This is a genomic window from Pseudomonas sp. GM33 (assembly GCF_000282295.1).
Classification (GTDB): Bacteria; Pseudomonadota; Gammaproteobacteria; order Pseudomonadales; family Pseudomonadaceae; genus Aquipseudomonas; species Aquipseudomonas laurylsulfatiphila.
In genome coordinates this window covers 1-16,028 of record NZ_AKJO01000028.1, presented here as the reverse complement: position 1 = coordinate 16,028, position 16,028 = coordinate 1, and the positions used below count along the sequence as shown (strand labels likewise).

The 16,028-nt window shown below is 59.2% G+C and carries 12 protein-coding genes; 6 read left to right on the top strand and 6 right to left on the bottom strand.

Going from position 1 to position 16,028, the window contains the following annotated elements:
- Positions 1-63: 63 nt before the first annotated feature.
- Both PMI26_RS24565 and PMI26_RS24570 read right to left on the bottom strand, forming a co-directional pair.
- Positions 64-1,194: an ATP-binding response regulator gene (locus PMI26_RS24565; RefSeq protein WP_007971222.1), complete on the bottom strand. Its 1,131-nt coding sequence runs from the start codon at positions 1,192-1,194 to the stop codon at positions 64-66.
- Entirely contained in the window at positions 1,191-6,053 is a 4,863-nt protein-coding gene (locus PMI26_RS24570) for a response regulator (protein ID WP_007971221.1), read from the bottom strand. Before PMI26_RS24570 ends, PMI26_RS24565 begins: the two co-directional genes overlap by 4 nt.
- Positions 6,054-6,402: 349 nt before the next feature.
- Here PMI26_RS24570 and PMI26_RS24575 point away from each other — a divergent pair, with 349 nt between their 5' ends.
- On the top strand, positions 6,403-7,044 hold the full coding sequence (locus tag PMI26_RS24575; RefSeq protein ID WP_007971220.1) for a response regulator: 642 nt from the start codon (positions 6,403-6,405) through the stop codon (positions 7,042-7,044).
- 242 nt (positions 7,045-7,286) lie between these two features.
- Complete coding sequence (locus tag PMI26_RS24580; RefSeq protein WP_007971219.1) at positions 7,287-7,586, top strand: hypothetical protein; 300 nt, start codon at positions 7,287-7,289, stop codon at positions 7,584-7,586.
- A gap of 83 nt (positions 7,587-7,669) precedes the next feature.
- Here the strand turns inward: PMI26_RS24580 and PMI26_RS24585 are convergent, their stop codons facing one another.
- The gene (locus PMI26_RS24585; RefSeq protein WP_007971218.1) at positions 7,670-8,323 is read right to left on the bottom strand and encodes a hypothetical protein; all 654 of its coding nucleotides are present in this window, start codon (positions 8,321-8,323) and stop codon (positions 7,670-7,672) included.
- Between the two features lie 272 nt (positions 8,324-8,595).
- Positions 8,596-8,877, bottom strand: coding sequence for a DUF2790 domain-containing protein (locus PMI26_RS24590; protein ID WP_007971216.1), 282 nt, complete (start codon positions 8,875-8,877; stop codon positions 8,596-8,598).
- Between the two features lie 367 nt (positions 8,878-9,244).
- Between PMI26_RS24590 and PMI26_RS24595 the strand changes: the two genes are divergently transcribed.
- The 3 genes from PMI26_RS24595 to PMI26_RS24605 are packed head-to-tail and all read left to right on the top strand — an operon-like array spanning position 9,245 to position 13,084.
- Positions 9,245-10,657: a hypothetical protein gene (locus PMI26_RS24595; protein ID WP_007971214.1), complete on the top strand. Its 1,413-nt coding sequence runs from the start codon at positions 9,245-9,247 to the stop codon at positions 10,655-10,657.
- Positions 10,658-10,673: 16 nt separating this feature from the next.
- Positions 10,674-11,633, top strand: a complete 960-nt coding sequence (locus PMI26_RS24600; RefSeq protein WP_007971212.1) for an alpha/beta fold hydrolase — start codon at positions 10,674-10,676, stop codon at positions 11,631-11,633.
- Between the two features lie 23 nt (positions 11,634-11,656).
- Positions 11,657-13,084: a GGDEF domain-containing protein gene (locus PMI26_RS24605; protein WP_007971210.1), complete on the top strand. Its 1,428-nt coding sequence runs from the start codon at positions 11,657-11,659 to the stop codon at positions 13,082-13,084.
- A gap of 37 nt (positions 13,085-13,121) precedes the next feature.
- Here the strand turns inward: PMI26_RS24605 and PMI26_RS24610 are convergent, their stop codons facing one another.
- Positions 13,122-14,072, bottom strand: coding sequence for a DMT family transporter (locus tag PMI26_RS24610; protein WP_007971208.1), 951 nt, complete (start codon positions 14,070-14,072; stop codon positions 13,122-13,124).
- A gap of 90 nt (positions 14,073-14,162) precedes the next feature.
- Between PMI26_RS24610 and PMI26_RS24615 the strand changes: the two genes are divergently transcribed.
- Positions 14,163-15,098: a LysR substrate-binding domain-containing protein gene (locus PMI26_RS24615; protein WP_007971206.1), complete on the top strand. Its 936-nt coding sequence runs from the start codon at positions 14,163-14,165 to the stop codon at positions 15,096-15,098.
- A gap of 44 nt (positions 15,099-15,142) precedes the next feature.
- Here PMI26_RS24615 and PMI26_RS24620 read toward each other — a convergent pair whose 3' ends face one another.
- Positions 15,143-15,844: an EthD domain-containing protein gene (locus PMI26_RS24620; RefSeq protein WP_007971204.1), complete on the bottom strand. Its 702-nt coding sequence runs from the start codon at positions 15,842-15,844 to the stop codon at positions 15,143-15,145.
- Positions 15,845-16,028 lie beyond the last annotated feature (184 nt).

The following is a 16,028-nucleotide window of genomic DNA, read 5'->3' as shown; positions in this document are numbered from 1 at the left end:
GTGTGTACAAGGGCTCCCGTAGAATCAGGCGCTTTGACTGCAAAGCCCCGAACGCCATCCAGCTCAGTCGATGGGCAGCGATATGCTCAATCTCGTGCCTTTGTCCGGTGCGCTGTCGATCGTGAACTCCCCGCCCAGCATGCTGATGCGCTCCTTCATGCCCACCAGCCCGAACGAGTTCAGTTTTTTGCGATCCGTCATACCTACGCCGTTGTCCTTGATCTGCAGGTAAAGCCGGCGACCCTCCCTGGAGAGTTCGATGTGCACCTGTGTCGCATGCGCATGCCGGGCAATGTTCGACAGTGATTCCTGCACGATGCGGAACAGCGTCGTGGCGGATTTTTCATTCAGGTCACAGCGGAAATTTTCGTCTTTCGCCGACATCGTGCAATCGATCGCGCTGCGCTGCCGGAACTCTTCAAGTTGCCACTCGATCGCGGCCTGCAATCCCAGGTCGAGTACGGGGGGCCGAAGATCATTGATGATACTGCGCACACTGCGGATGGCTGTATCGAGGTGATTCAGCGCATCGCTGGCCTTTTCGTTGAGCCTGGGGTGCAGGGTGCCGGTGCGTGCCTGCAGCATGGAGACATCGATGCGCAACGCCAGCAGACTCTGTCCCAGCTCGTCGTGGATGTCGCGTGCGATGCGCTTTCGCTCTTCTTCCTTGATGTGCTCCTGATAGGAGGCCAGTTCACGCAGCTGCCGCTTCGATTGCAGCAACTCTTCGGCCTGCATCGTCAGTTTGCGCTGCAAGTAGAACAGGTCGACAAACACCTGGATCTTGGCGCGAAGCACTTCGGCCACAATCGGCGAGAAGATGTAATCCACGGCGCCGGAGGTGTAACCGCGGAAACGCTCGGAATCCGTGTCGGCCTCCGCGGTGACGAAGATAATGGGTGTATGGGCCGACTTCGGGCGGCCGTGAATGAGTGCAGCGGTTTCAAAACCGTCCATCGCCGGCATTTTCACGTCGAGCAGTATGACGGCGAAGTCGCGCTGCAATAGCAGGCGCAGCGCTTCGCGTCCGGACGTCGCCGTGGCGACATCGAGGCCCATGTCGGTAATCACCGCGGCGAGCGCCGTGAGCTTGGCGGGATTGTCATCCACCAGCAACACGGAGGCTGGCACGCCATCAGGCGGGGCAGGGTGCCGCACCTGGGCGCTCTCTTTGAATACCGGAGGTTGCTTCATCGATAGAGCCATTTGCGCATCAGTGACAGCAGCTGGTCGGTATCCACCGGCTTGCTGACATAGTCCGAGGCGCCTGCCTCGATGCACTTTTCACGGTCACCCATCATCGCCTTGGCCGTCAGCGCAATCATGGGCAGGGCTTCAAATCGCTTGAAGGTACGGATCTGGCGCATGGTTTCAAAGCCATCCATCTCGGGCATCATGATGTCCATCAGCACGATGTCGGTATCGGGCTGCTGCTGCAGCAGTTCTATGGCGGTCCGGCCGTTTTCGGCCGTGGCCACCCGCATGTTGTTGCTCTCGAGCACGCTGGTCAGGGCAAAGATATTGCGCACGTCGTCGTCGACCACCAGGGCCGTTTTGCCCTCGAGGCTGTCCGAGCCCTCATAGAGTTTTTCCAGCATCCTGCGCTGGGTCTGCGACAGCCTGTCGACGACACGGTGTAGAAACAGCGCGGTTTCGTCGAGTATGCGCTCGGGAGACTGAACGGCCTTGATCACGCCCGTGCCCAGCAGTGTCCTGAAACGCTCGTGTTGCGGCTTGGTCAGTGTCTCTGCACCGTAGACGACGATCGGCAGTTCACGCCTGGCCTGGTCCTGCTGCAACGCCTCGAGGAGCTTGATGCCGGAGGCGTCGGGCAGTTCGAGATGGATTGCCATGCAGTCGTAGCGTTTCTTTGCCAGTTTCTTCAAGGCTTCAGCGCCGCTGGCGGTCGTTTCGATCTTCACGTCGGTGTTGCCGAGCAGATCGAGGATGCGGGCGCGGTTCGTTTCATCGCCGTCGATCAGCAGCAGGCTCCTGGTGTTGCGCCCTGCGAATGCGACGATGCCGACCAGCGCATGTTGAATCTCGTCGGCGGTGACCGGCTTGAGCAGATAGTCGTAAGCGCCATAGCGCAGCCCGCGTGTGCGGTCGTTGGTGTTCGAGATGATCTGGACCGGGATGTGACGCGTGGCGAAATTTCCCTTCAACTGCTCGAGCAGCAACCAGCCATCGATGTCCGTCAGGCCCGGGTCCAGCGTGATCGCGGCGGGTTTGAAACGCTCGACCAGCTCCAGTGCATCCGCGCCACGGGTCGTGACGATAGCCCTGAACCCCTTCTGGTGCGCAGCCTCGAGCAGGATGCCGGCGAATCGGGCGTCGCTCTCGAGCATCAGCAGCACCTGGTCCCCGGGTTGGACCGACTCGCGGTCGTCGAGTATCTGTGCAGACGGGCCTGACAGGAGGTCGCGCCTGACCTGGCCAGGTGCTGTCTCTGTCGCGGGTTCGTCCAGCGTCTGACGCTGGGCGTCCTGTGTCCGCAAGGGCACGTACAGCGCGAAAGTGCTGCCCTTGCCGATCTCACCGGGAATCAGCCGCAGCTCACCGCCCAGCCGGTGTGCGAGCTCGCGGCTGATCGACAGGCCGAGGCCGGTGCCGCCGTATTTTCGTGAGGTTCCGGTATCGGCTTGCTGGAACGCCTCGAAGATCAGCTTCTGCTTGCCGGCCGATACGCCGATGCCGGTGTCGGTGACCACGAAGGCGACCACCGCATCGGCGCGATTCAGTTCGCTGTGATCCACACTCCACCCGGACACAACGGGCTCGATGCTGATCTTGACGCTGCCTTGCTCAGTGAACTTGAAGGCGTTGGACAGCAGGTTCTTGACCACCTGCAGCAGGCGCTTTTCGTCGGTCCACAAGACGGGGGGCAGGGTAGGCGCCAGTTCAATCGTGAAGGTCAGGCCGCGGCTTTCGGCGACCGGCCGGAAGGTGCGTTCGATCTGGTCGTGCAGATCGGCGAACCGTGCTTCATTGAGATCCAGTGTGACCGTACCCGACTCGATCTTGGACAGGTAGAGAATCTCGTCGATCAGTTCCAGCAGGTCTTTGCCCGCGCTGCGGATGGTCTTGGCATATTCGACCTGTCTGGGGGTGAGATTGTGTTCCGCGTTGTCGCTGAGCTGCCGGGCCAGGATCAGCAAGCTGTTCAAGGGCGTTCTGAGCTCATGGGACATGCTGGAGAGGAATTCGGACTTGTACTTCGAGGTCAGCGTCAGCTGCTCCGCCTTTTCCTCCAGCGACAGCTTGGTGATCTCGACTTCGCGGTTCTTGCGCTCGACTTCGGCTTTCTGCTCCGCCAGCAGTCCGGCCTTGTCCTCCAGTTCCTCGTTGGTCTGTCTCAATTCCTCCTGTTGCCTTTGCAACTCGTGCGCCAGCGATTGCGACTGCTTGAGCAGTTCTTCGGTACGCATATTGGCTTCGATCGTGTTGAGCACGATACCGATCGATTCGGCCAGCTGATCAAGGAAGGTTTGATGAATGATGCTGTAGCGCGTGAACGAAGCCATTTCGACGACGGCCTTGACCTTGTTCTCGAACAGGATCGGCAACACGATGATATTCAGCGGGGCGGCAGCACCCAGTCCCGATGAAATCGCGACGTAATTGGCCGGTACATCGGTCAGCAGGATGCGCCGCTTCTCGTAGGCGCATTGCCCGACCAGGCCCTCGCCGAGCCGCCACTCATCGTTCACATTGATGTTGCCCTTGTACGCATAGGCGGACAGCAGCTTGAGTTTCGCCGGATCCGGCGGGTTCTCGTCCATCATGTAGAACACACCGTGCTGGGCGTTGATCAGCGGAGCCAGTTCAGACAGCACCATCTTGGAGACTGCCGCCAGATCGCGCTGGCCCTGCAGCAGACGGTTGAACTTCGCCAGATTGCTCTTGAGCCAATCCTGCTCCGCGTTTTGCCGCGTGGTCTCGCGCAGGTTGCGGATCATCTCGTTGACGTTGTCCTTGAGTTCCGCCACTTCACCCTTGGCTTCCACCTCCACGTAACGGGTCAGATCGCCCTTGGTCACGGCCGTCGCCACATCGGCAATTGCACGCACCTGGTTGGTCAGGTTGGCCGCCAGACCGTTGACGTTGTCAGTCAGATCGCGCCAGGTGCCGGCAGCACCCGGCACGTTGGCCTGGCCCCCCAGCTTGCCCTCGACGCCCACTTCACGCGCCACCGAGGTCACCTGGTCGGAGAACAGCGCCAGCGTATCGGTCATACCGTTGATGGTGTCGGCCAGTTCGGCGATCTCGCCCTTGGCTTCCAGTGTCAGTTTCTTCTTCATGTCGCCATTGGCCACGGCGGTCACCACTTTGGCGATGCCTCGCACCTGGCTGGTCAGGTTGGCCGCCATGAAGTTCACGTTTTCGGTCAGATCCCTCCAGGTGCCGGACACGCCTTGCACCTGTGCCTGCCCACCGAGCTTGCCTTCGGTGCCGACTTCGCGCGCCACCCGTGTCACTTCGGCGGCAAAGCTGTTGAGCTGGTCCACCATGGTGTTGATGGTGTTCTTCAGCTCCATGATTTCGCCCTTGGCTTCCACGGTGATCTTGCGCCCCAAGTTGCCCTTGGCCACCGCCGTCGTCACGTCGGCGATGTTGCGCACCTGGTTGGTCAGGTTGGCCGCCATGCTGTTGACCGAGTCGGTCAAGTCTTTCCAGGTGCCACCGACGCCCGTCACCTTGGCCTGGCCGCCGAGTTTGCCGTCAGTGCCCACCTCGCGAGCCATGCGCGTCACTTCGTCGGCAAAGGTCGAGAGCTGGTCCACCATGGTGTTGATGGTTTCCTTGAGCTGGAGAATTTCACCTTTGGCTTCGGCGGTGATCTTGCGCGACAGGTCGCCGTTGGCCACCGCCGTCGTCACGTCGGCAATGTTGCGCACCTGGGTGGTCAGGTTGGCCGCCATGCCGTTGACCGAATTGGTCAAGTCCTTCCAGGTACCGGACACGCCGGTCACTTCGGCCTGTCCGCCCAGTTTGCCTTCGGTACCGACTTCCAGCGCGACCCGTGTCACCTCCGAGGCGAAGCTGGAGAGCTGGTCGACCATGGTGTTGATGGTGTTTTTCAGTTCGAGAATCTCGCCCTTGGCTTCAACGGTGATTTTCTTGCCGAGGTCGCCACGCGCCACCGCCGTCGTCACCTGGGCGAGGTTGCGCACCTGGGTGGTCAGGTTGGCTGCCATGCCATTGACCGATTCGGTCAGGTCGCGCCAGGTGCCGGATACGCCGCGCACTTTCGCCTGGCCGCCCAACTTGCCTTCGGTACCGACTTCCAGCGCCACGCGGGTCACCTCCGCCGCGAAACTCGAGAGCTGGCCGACCATGGTGTTGATGGTGTTTTTCAGCTCGAGAATCTCACCCCGGGCTTCGACGGTAATCGTCTTGCCCAGATCGCCTTTGGCCACTGCCGTGGTCACGTAAGCAATGTTGCGCATCTGGGTGGTCAGGTTGGCGGCCATGTCGTTGACGGAGTCGGTCAGGTCTTTCCAGGTGCCGGACACCCCTTTGACATTGGCCTGCCCACCGAGAATCCCCTCAGTGCCGACTTCGCGCGCCACGCGGGTGACCTCGGAAGCGAAGGAACCCAGGCGCGTCACCATGGTGTTCACGATCTCGGCGGACTTGAGGAACTGGCCCCGCAGTTTCAGGCCGTCGAGTACCGGCGGTACCTGCTGGCTCAGATTACCCTCGGCCACCGAACCGACCACGCGAATGATCTCGTTCATCGGGCTGATGAGGTCGCTGGTGAGCGCATTGCTGGAGTTGACGATCTTTTGCCACGAGCCTTTCATCATCGGCAATTGGATTCGCTCATCGACCTTGCCCTGCTTGCCGATCAGTTGCGCCACGCGCTCGAATTCGGTGGTGGTCTCGGCCGCCATGTCGATGATCTCGTTGAGCGTGTCGGCGATCTTGCCCGGCATGCCGGTCCAGTCTTCCGGCATACGGGTGGTGAAGTCACCTTTGCGCAACGATTTCAGCGCTGCCAGCAATGTCTTCATGTCCAATACTTCGATCGGTGTCGTCACTGTGGCCATGTCTGTGTCCAGTCGAAATTGATGCCGCGGGCAAGGCATCAACCCTTGCCGCAGGAGCCGGCTTCGCAGTGTTTACCCTGTCGAACACTGAGCGCTGGCTTACGAAATACTAGCAAGGTTGGCGCAATGCCCCGGATCCTGGGGGGAATTGTCATCTTGCAGTGCAATCCCGACCTGCTAACGTAGAACCCGGCAGCAGATTCCCTGGCTTGCTGGCCACTGGCCGCAGGATAAGTGTGGAAAAACATGAGCGCGCGCATCTGTGTCGGCGGGGCCGGTGGGTTCCACATCATCTGTACATCGAGACACGATACGGCCAGGGCCTGGCGGGTGCGAATGGAAAAGACCGATGACTGACCACAAAATCAGAGTCTTGCTGGTGGATGATCACAGCATCGTGCGTAGCGGCGTGCGACGCATGCTGGAGACGGCCGGCGAGATCGACGTAACGGGTGAAGCCGAGACGGCACAAGACGCCATGCTCCTGGTCCGCGAGCAGGAGTTCGACGTGGCGCTGGTCGATATTCAGCTTCCCGACAAGAACGGCCTCGAACTCCTCAAACTCATGCGTGCGCACAAGCCCAAGCTCGCCGTTCTGATGTTGAGCATGCATTCGGTCGAGGCCTATGCGTTACGTGCAATCAAGCACGGCGCAGCGGGATACCTCACCAAGGATATTTCCGCAGCCACCCTGGTGGCGGCCGTTCGCAAGGTGGCCTCGGGCGGCAAGCACGTCAGCCCTGAGTTGGCAGAAAAACTGGTCAACGCTATCGGCAGAGGCGACGAGGCACCCCACGAAGCGCTATCCGACCGGGAGCTGGAAGTACTCAAGCTCCTCGCTGCAGGCGAAAGAATTGTGCGCATCGCCGAGATACTGCACTTGAGTCCGAGTACCGTCACGACGTACCGGGCACGCATCCTGGAAAAAACCGGGATGGACAGCAACGCGAAACTGGCCCGCTATGCACTTGAAAACGGCTTGTTAACCTAGGGTGACTGTTTGTAGTGGAATCACTACAAACTTTTGGTCGATATCTCCACAAAGAACTCCTGCTAACGTCGATAGCGGGGGCCGTCCCAATCAAGCATATTTACCCCTCGGAAAAATTTGATCCGCTCAATGACGTTGTCTTCGTCAACAAGTGGGAAAAGACTCCGCAATGGATATTCGCAAGTTGAGTACTGAGTGCACGCTGCATTCATGTTGAATCAACGTTCAAACTGAAGGGCATCATGATGGTAGGTTATGGGTTATGCGCATTGCTGTGGGGTGTGGTGCTGCTGGAGGAGATCCAACTCATACCCCGTCAGGAATGGAAAGAAGAGGGTCTGAAAAAGGTTTTGCTGCTGCGCCGGACCAGAAACCGGACGGGCTACTTTATTGCATTGATCGCGGGCGCGATGTGCCTTTACAGCGAAATCCTGGTGGCGCCGGTTGAACAGAGTATTTTCAATCCGGAACTGATACTTGCCCTGGGTGGCGTTCTGTGGGGGGCTTATCTTTCCGTGGTCTGCATGAAGGGGAAGCGATAGAGGCGTTGGCAGCACCGTTTTCGAACGGCTGACTGACAGCAGGCTTTATTGGCTAAAGCTGAACGTCCTTGTTCAGCCTGGCTTCACCATCCAGCGAGGGCGGCGTTTCCTGGAGTTCTGAAGCCTTGCTCCATACGCGTTTCGGTGTCTCTGTTTTTTGCCCAGGCAGTGAGCAGGACCATCATCCCGAAACCGCCGACGATGAGAACCGGATAGGCTGCCAGCAACTCGACCAGCGAGTATTTCCAGGCCAGCGGCCGACCGACACCGAGCATGGCGGCATAGAACCAGGACACGGCGGAGAGTGCGCCGGAGAACAGCGCCAGCATGCGCAGGCTGAAGGAGAGTTTGAGTAACGAACCGGCTTTTTTCAGCGCTGGCAATACAGCGCTATGCAGAAGGAAACCGTTAAAGGTCAACAGCACTACGATGCCGATTTTGGCTTGCAATTTTGGATTGAGGAAATACTCCATCCCCTTACCGGCATAATCGATCCCGACGATACCAATGCCCGTAATCCAAAGCGCTAGAAGTGCAAGCGATACGGTTTTTTGAAGGCTTTCCATGTGCGCGTCATCGTGGTGACCCGACGCATCCCCCTTCAGGAGTTGCTTGACCATTGCAATGTCACTGGTCAAGACCAGCCCGATTGCCACGCAACAGGCGATGAGATGAAAATAGACAACGCCCAAACGCACATATTCCACGGTGGACGAAGAAAACATACTAAGTTCCATGGTGACCTCTTTTATTCAATAGTGAATCAACTTGGCTCTTGGCACGGCTTGATTACCGTTGCTGACTGCCATTCAGATCCAGCCATTGTTATCAATTAATCCTGGGGCAATACGCCGCCAAGATAATAGTGAGTTTCGCGAATGAACTTTCAGTCATTCGAATATGTCCATTTTCAGGTAACACAAAACCTCAATCGCACTGAGTGCACAGGAGGTTTAACTTCCGCTTCTTGTTGGGGGCGGCTACGCCCGGAACCCGATCGACGCGTTGATCAGGCAATGCTGGCAGGCTCGGCGGCAGGGCTTCCACCCCATTCGAGGAAACGGATCTTGTGAATCTCGCCCTCGCTGTCTTCGTAGACCAGGGTCACCGGTACGACGCCGGTCTTGTCGGATGTATCGGTGCGCTGCAGCACCCGTTTCACATCGATGTCCATACCGTAGTGGTATTCGACGGCTGAGACATGTGCACCGGGGTCTTGCAGGTTGTTCTGGTCAAAGACACTGGGTGCGAGACTGGAAATCACGGCACTGACGATCGTGGCCATGCTCATAAGGCTGTACCTCCACTGAAGTTCACTTGACAAGGACTTAATGTGACACGTCGTGAAAGTGAAGTTCACTTCACCACGACGAACGTGCCCGTCTGAAAAGCCTGTAGTGGCTGCAAACTCTCTGCAATTCCCCGCGCTTGACGCCTCTCGACCATTCGTCCTAAAACCCCTGAATTTGTTGGTTAAAGTCCGTTTTTGAAGGAGGTCATAACATGTCATGACGGATTTTTACGCAGGGTGAATGCGCGGGCTGCAGCCATTAATTCCATTGGTTATGGAGGTCAGAAGCATTCGTTCTATTGCCCGTGGCATGGGTGGCTAATCTACGGAGGTTGAAGGAGGGCAACCTTCAGAACGGTGCAGCCATATGGACGAAAATCCGATTGAAACCGACTACCTGGTCATCGGTGCTGGCGCGATGGCCATGGCTTTCGTCGATACGCTACTCAAGGAAACGAATGCACGCATCGTGATGGTGGATCGACACGAACGAGCTGGCGGGCACTGGAATGACGCCTACCCCTTTGTCCGATTGCACCAGCCCTCGGCCTTCTATGGCGTCAACTCACGGGAGCTGGGCAGCGGAACGAAAGACACGACAGCACTGAACGAGGGTTTGTATGAGCTGGCCTCCGGCGCCGAGGTGGTGAGCTATTTCGATCAGGTGATGAATCAGCAGTTTCTGCCCTCAGGTCGAGTCCGTTTTTTTCCCATGTGCAACTACACCGGCGACCGCATTGACGATCACCGGTTTACCTCGCTCGTCAGCGGCGCAGACCATCAGGTGCGGGTGCACAAAAAGGTGGTGGACGCCACCCATGCCCAGACCGCAGTGCCCTCGACCCACCCGCCCAGGTACAGGGTAGAACCCGGCGTGCAATGCATGCCACTGAACGACTTGCCGAAAATCCGCCACCCATACGCCAGCTACGTCGTGGTGGGGGCAGGCAAGACCGGGATCGACGCTTGCCTGTGGTTGCTGCAAAACGGTGTTGCGCCCGCAACCATCTGCTGGATCATGCCGAACGATCCGTGGTTGATCGATCGGGCCAACCTGCAACCCGGCCTCGACAGCTTCGAACAAACCATCGGCGGACTCACGGCACAGTTCGAGGCCATCGCCGCTGCAGACTCGATCCCGGACCTGTTCTTAAGGCTTGAGGCGACGGGCCAGCTCTTGCGCATCGATAAGGCCGTCGCACCGACTGCTTACCGCTGCGCCACCGTCACTCAAGCGGAATTACGCGAGCTTCGACGCATCGACAACATTGTGCGCCTGGGGCGGGTGCGGGTTATCGGGTCAACGCGCATCGTGCTCGAGCAGGGCAGCATCGCCACAAGCCCGCATGCGCTGCACATTGATTGCAGCGCCAGTGCCATCCCGACACTGCCTGACATGAAGGTGTTCGACGGCGGCAAGATCAACCTGTTGATGGTCAGCAGCTGCCAACCCGTGTTCGGCGCGGCCTTGATCGCCTATGTGGAAAGTCACCTGGTCGATCAAGCGCAAATGAACGCGTTGTGCAGGATGGTCCCTGCGCCTCACGTCCCCACGGACTGGATCAGAATCTGGGCGGTCTACCTGGGTAACCAGCTACGCTGGGGAGAGCATGAAGGCTTGGCCCGCTGGGTCAAGCAGTCGCGTTTGTACTTTATGACGGCGGTGGTCAGGGGCCTGCAGGAAACCGACACCGAGAAACTGGCACAGCTGCATCGGCTCTCTGTCAGCAGGCAGCAGGCGCTGGCGAACTTGCCACGGTTGCTGGAGGCCATCGCTTGAATCGCAGGAAGCGCACATGAACGAGCCACACTTCGAACTGCTCGACATCAATGGCATCCGCATGCGGATAGCCACGCAAGGTAGCGGCCCACTGGTCTTGCTCTGCCACGGTTTTCCGGAGCTGTGGTACTCGTGGCGCAACCAGCTTGCGGCGCTGGCGGCCGCCGGCTACAGGGCGGTAGCGCCCGACATGCGCGGCTATGGCGGCACAGATGCGCCCGCCGAGCCCGATGCCTACACCACGCTGCACCTGGTAGGCGACATGGTCGAGTTGGTCAACGCACTCGGCGAACGGCAAGCCGTGATCGTCGGTCATGACTGGGGGGCGCAGGTGGCCTGGAGCGCCGCATTGCTGCGACCCGATCTGTTTCGCGCAGTGGTCGGCATGAGCGTTCCGTTCTCGCCGCCGGCGCGCGTGGAGCTCCTCAGTGCGCTGGTCTCGCGGGGGATCAGCGACTTCTACATCCAGTATTTCCAGGCGCCGGGTGTGGCCGAAGCCGAGCTGGAAAGGGACGTCGAGTCGTCGATCCGGCGCATCTACTTCAGTGGCTCGGGAGACGGCCCCGAGGGGCTGGTGTTCGGCCGGCTGCAGCCGGGCCAGGGCTTCCTGGGCGCGATGATCGAGCCTCAAACCCTGCCAGGCTGGCTAAGCCTGGAGGATGTTGCCTACTACACCCGCGAATTCACCCGCAGCGGATTTCGCGGCGGGTTGAACTGGTACCGCAACATGACGCGCTCATGGGCACTGCTGGCACCCTGGCGTGGTTGCATTATTCGGCAGCCGTCGATGTTCATTGCCGGCAGCCGCGACGCCGTGCTGAAGTTTCCGAGTTCCCCGCGGCAGATCGAAGCCTTCGCGCAGACACTCCCGCAACTGCGCGGGTGTCATATCCTCGAAGGTGCCGGCCACTGGATACAGCAAGAGCGCGCGACAGAGGTCAATGAGCTGCTACTGGGCTTCCTGAAAAAACTATGAATGGATCGAAACCGGAGGGACCCATGAGCAATCTCATCGCCACCGACGAGCCACCTGAAGCCGTTCGCCTGATGGTCAAGGTTTACGCCTGCTTGCTGCTCGCAGGGTTTGCGCTGGTTCCGGCCTATCTGATCGGCTACTTGTACTTTTTTCAGGACCCCACGCTTTTATTCGAGAATCACCTGTTCCATATCTTTGCGATCACGGCAGCCACCCTGGCAGGCCTGTTTGTTACTTACGTCACGTGGCGCTGTTATCAGTCATCGGGAGAGCCGCTGCTGCGATGGATGACGCTTGGATTTCTCGGCTTTGTAGTGATCTACGCGTTGCATGGTGCGTTCACCGGACTTGCACACCACAATATCTGGCTCTTCCTGCTTTATGGGCCCGCCTCTCGCCTGGTCATGTCGATTTTGCTGTTGATCGGAATGCTGTCGTACCACCGCCCACCGGATGCCGCGGACCAGCGAATGAAGGCCCGCCCGTGGTTGACCTGGATAGGACTGTTCCTGGTGGTTGACGTGGCAGTGGCGTACGTCGCGAATTCGCCGATCGCCGGCAATCTCGCGGTGCGTCTCTCGATGGAGGGGGGAGCTCTCGTTCTTTCCACGTTGACCGTGACCATACTTCTGCTGCGCCGTATCCATTCGCCACTGATGACCATTTTCATCATCTCGGTCACCGCGTTCGCGCTGTCCTCCCTTGCCTTCATCCTTGCACGTCCGTGGAACCATATGTGGTGGCTCGCGCACGCGATCTTCGCCGGTGGGTTCTTCATGTTGAGCTATGGAGTCGTGCAAGCGTTCCTCACCACGCGGTCGTTTTCCAGGATCTACAGCCAGGAGGAGTTGATGGTGCGTCTTGCCGAAGCGATGGCGTATGCCGAGAACGCCCTGCAGGAACTCCAGCGCACCAATCAGGAACTGGGGCACCTTGCGGCGACCGATCCACTGACAGGCGCTGATAATCGGCGTCGGTTCATGGAGCGGGTCGAAGGCGAAATTGGCCGGACCAAACGCGGCGATGCGCCGTTCTCCGTGTTGGCACTGGACCTGGATAATTTCAAGTCCATCAACGATCGCTTCGGGCATCAGGTGGGCGATGACATCCTGAAGAGTTTCGTGGAGAAATGCCTCGACTCGATCCGGCCGTATGACGGCGTGGCCCGAGTGGGCGGAGAAGAATTCATGATACTGCTGCCTCAGACTTCACTTGAAGGCGCGCACGAAATCGCCGAGCGTCTGCGAAGCACCGTGGCCAATAGTTCCTTTCATGGCCTGCAGCGGCCAACCGTGGTCACAGTGAGCATCGGCGTATCGCAATCCGGTCGCGATGGCGACACCATCGAGGCCATTCTGCGTACCGCCGATCAACGCCTGTATCACGCGAAACACCAAGGCCGTAACCGTGTGGTCACGGCCTTCAAGACCAGCCTGCAACCTCTGCCTTGACCGTCGTCTCGAAGTCGTTGCGCCACGGTATGGGGTGTCACTCGCAGGGTTCAGCCTGTTTCACCGGCATTATCCGATGACGTTTCGCCGCCCATACGACCCCGCCCACCAGCAACACGATCGAGATCACTTCCATCAAGCCAGGCACTCGCTGGCTGAACAGAAAGCCGTAAACGCAGGCAAACAGCGTTTCGAACACGATCATCTGGCCACTCAACGACGCGGGCATGCGACGCGAGCAAGCATTCCAGAGCCCATTGGCCAGCCATGAACCACAGAGTGCCAGGAACAGGCAAACCCACAGGAAAGTCGTCCAGCGGCTGCTTTCAACTTCAGAGGGCACCAGGTTCGGGAACAGCATCAAGGCCGCGATGCCGAACACGATCGCCACGATGCCCGTCACGATGCCGGTCAGCGTCGACCATTCGCTGCTGTTGAAATGGCTTTGCTTGAGATACCGGGCGTTGTGGGTGGCGTACCACGACCAGCAGGCCACAGCACTGAACCCGCAGGCCAGGCCCAGCAACCGCGAAGACAGCGAGGTGCTCGCCACCTGCACGCCGGTATGTTCCAGACTGACCGATACGATGCCCAGGAATACCAGCAGCAGAGGGAGCTTGAGCCTGGTCAGGGGCAGGGACCCTGCATCGCTACGCCCCAGAAAGGTGATGGCGACCGGCATCATGCCGTTGATAAGGGCGGCCGCGGTCACCCCGCTCAGCTGTACGGAAGCGCCCAGGAGCGCGTAGTTCAGGACGTTGCCGGTCAGTGACAGACGCAGCAGCATCCAGGCATCGCGGCGTGTCAAACGCGACAGCAGTCGGGATGCGAAGGGCAAGGCCACGAGGAGCGAGATCATCCCGTACAGGGCAAACCGTACGCTGCTGATCAGCACGGCATTGAATTCCGGCAGCAACGAAGGGCCGATAATCACGCCACCCCATATGGCGCCCGCCAGTATCGCAAATACAACTCCACTGTTCATCATCTCGGCTCTGACAGGCTGTTTAGCCGCATTCTAGCCATGGCAGATAAGCGCCACCTGCGATATAAAGTTGGTCACCCATTCCGCAGGGGAATGTCTTGCGGCAATCGCCAGTCCTGGAGAACCGTCATCAACCGTTATCTGCGTACCTTGCCCCCATTGGAGACCCTGATCACGTTCGAGGCCGTGGGACGACACGCCAGCTTCACGGGCGCCGCCGGCGAACTGTTTCTGACCCAGAGCGCCGTGAGCAAACAGATGCGCCAGCTTGAGGACTGCATGGGCGTCCCGCTCTTCGAACGCAAGCCGAGAGGGGTCAAGTTGACCAGCGCAGGGGATGAACTGCTGATGACGGTCAACGTGCTCCTGACCACGATGTACCAAAGCGTCACGCGAATTCGCAACGTTCATCAGTCCAACGCTGTCTCGGTGCTGGCGACCCATGCCTTGGCCCAATTCTGGCTGTTCCCGAAACTGATCGAATTCAACAAGGCGTACCCCGACATCGCCGTGCACGTTCACGCGATGAATGAATTCGATGAGGCCAGCCTCAATGATTTCGACGTGGGCGTACTCTATGGTTCTGGCCAATGGCCCTCGCTGGACAGCGATTTCCTGCTGCCGGAAATCGTCTACGCCGTGGCTCATCCTTCACTGGATATCTCGGGGGTCGAGACACTGGAACAATTGGCGCAAGCCAACCTGGTGCAGATCGACACTTGCGCCTGGCAGTGTCTGGACTGGCATCAATGGTTCGGCCACTTTGGTATCGACTTCGTCGCACGGGACAAGGCCCCGGTCTTCAACCAGCTGACGTTGGCGTATCGGGCCGTTCAGCAAGGCATGGGCATCGGCCTGGCCTGGACGTTCATGGCGGATGAGGCGCTGGCCAAGGGGGAATTGCAGCGAGTGACGCCTTTCGAATGCGTGACGGGCAATGGCGAATTCCTGGTGTCGCTCAAGCATCGCAAGCGTTCTGCCTCCGCCGAGATATTTCGCCAGTGGCTACTGGGGTCGATGGGTGACTGATGGCCAAGGGCAGATCAGCCCTTCGCCGTAAGTCGGCGTCGGGCCTACAGACAGTACTGGCTGGTAGGCAGCACGTCGATCTTGTCGAAATCGAGGAATCGGCTGCAGCTGTCCATCATCGTCGCCAGGTTACGCTGGAATTTCGCTTCGTCGCCCACTGCATCGAAAAAGGCCCGGGGATCGGTCATGGCCGCGGGTGGGAAACATTCTTCGACTATGGCATCGATCCTTGGCGCACCGTGCGACAGAGCCAACACCACCAGGTTTTGCACGTATTGGAAGTTGTCCTGGGTGTCTACGGCCACCTCAGTGTGATGGTTGCGCCAGATGTCCAGCCAGGCTTCGTGCGTCAGACGCGGAGGTCGGGTCAGCAGGGCCAACTGGGCGAACCCGTGAGTACGTTCACCGGGCGTTGAAGGGAAGCGAGTATTGGCGATGGCTACCGACTCGCATACCAGGTAGGCGGCCATGCGTACCGTTGCGGCCGTGATGACGCTGTCGAAAGGACGACGAGCGGGCCCGTTGGCACTGTCCAGCCACAGCGACAGGCTGGCATCGGGCAGTGGTCGGTTGTTTTCCTGACGCAGTCCGGCTGCGGGCTGCACATCGACATCGGACAGGTTCAATTGCACACCACAGGCACCGAGTGCCAGCAATTGCCCGGCGACTTCACTGCGCAGGCGATGGCTGAAGGTATCAGGACTGACTTGAGTATCACGCCACAGCAGATAGATGACTTTTTCCATAGCGATCAAGCGCCTCGTTGTGATTGTTGGATGAAGCAACCGTGCAGACACGTGGGGAAAATACGGGCGTCATGGTTGATCAAACTCAGCCCTCGGTAATACCTCAAACAGACTATTCAACAAAAAAACAGGCGGGGAGATGCCGGCGCTTTGGGTTCGGGCGCACGCTCGACTGTCCGTTTCT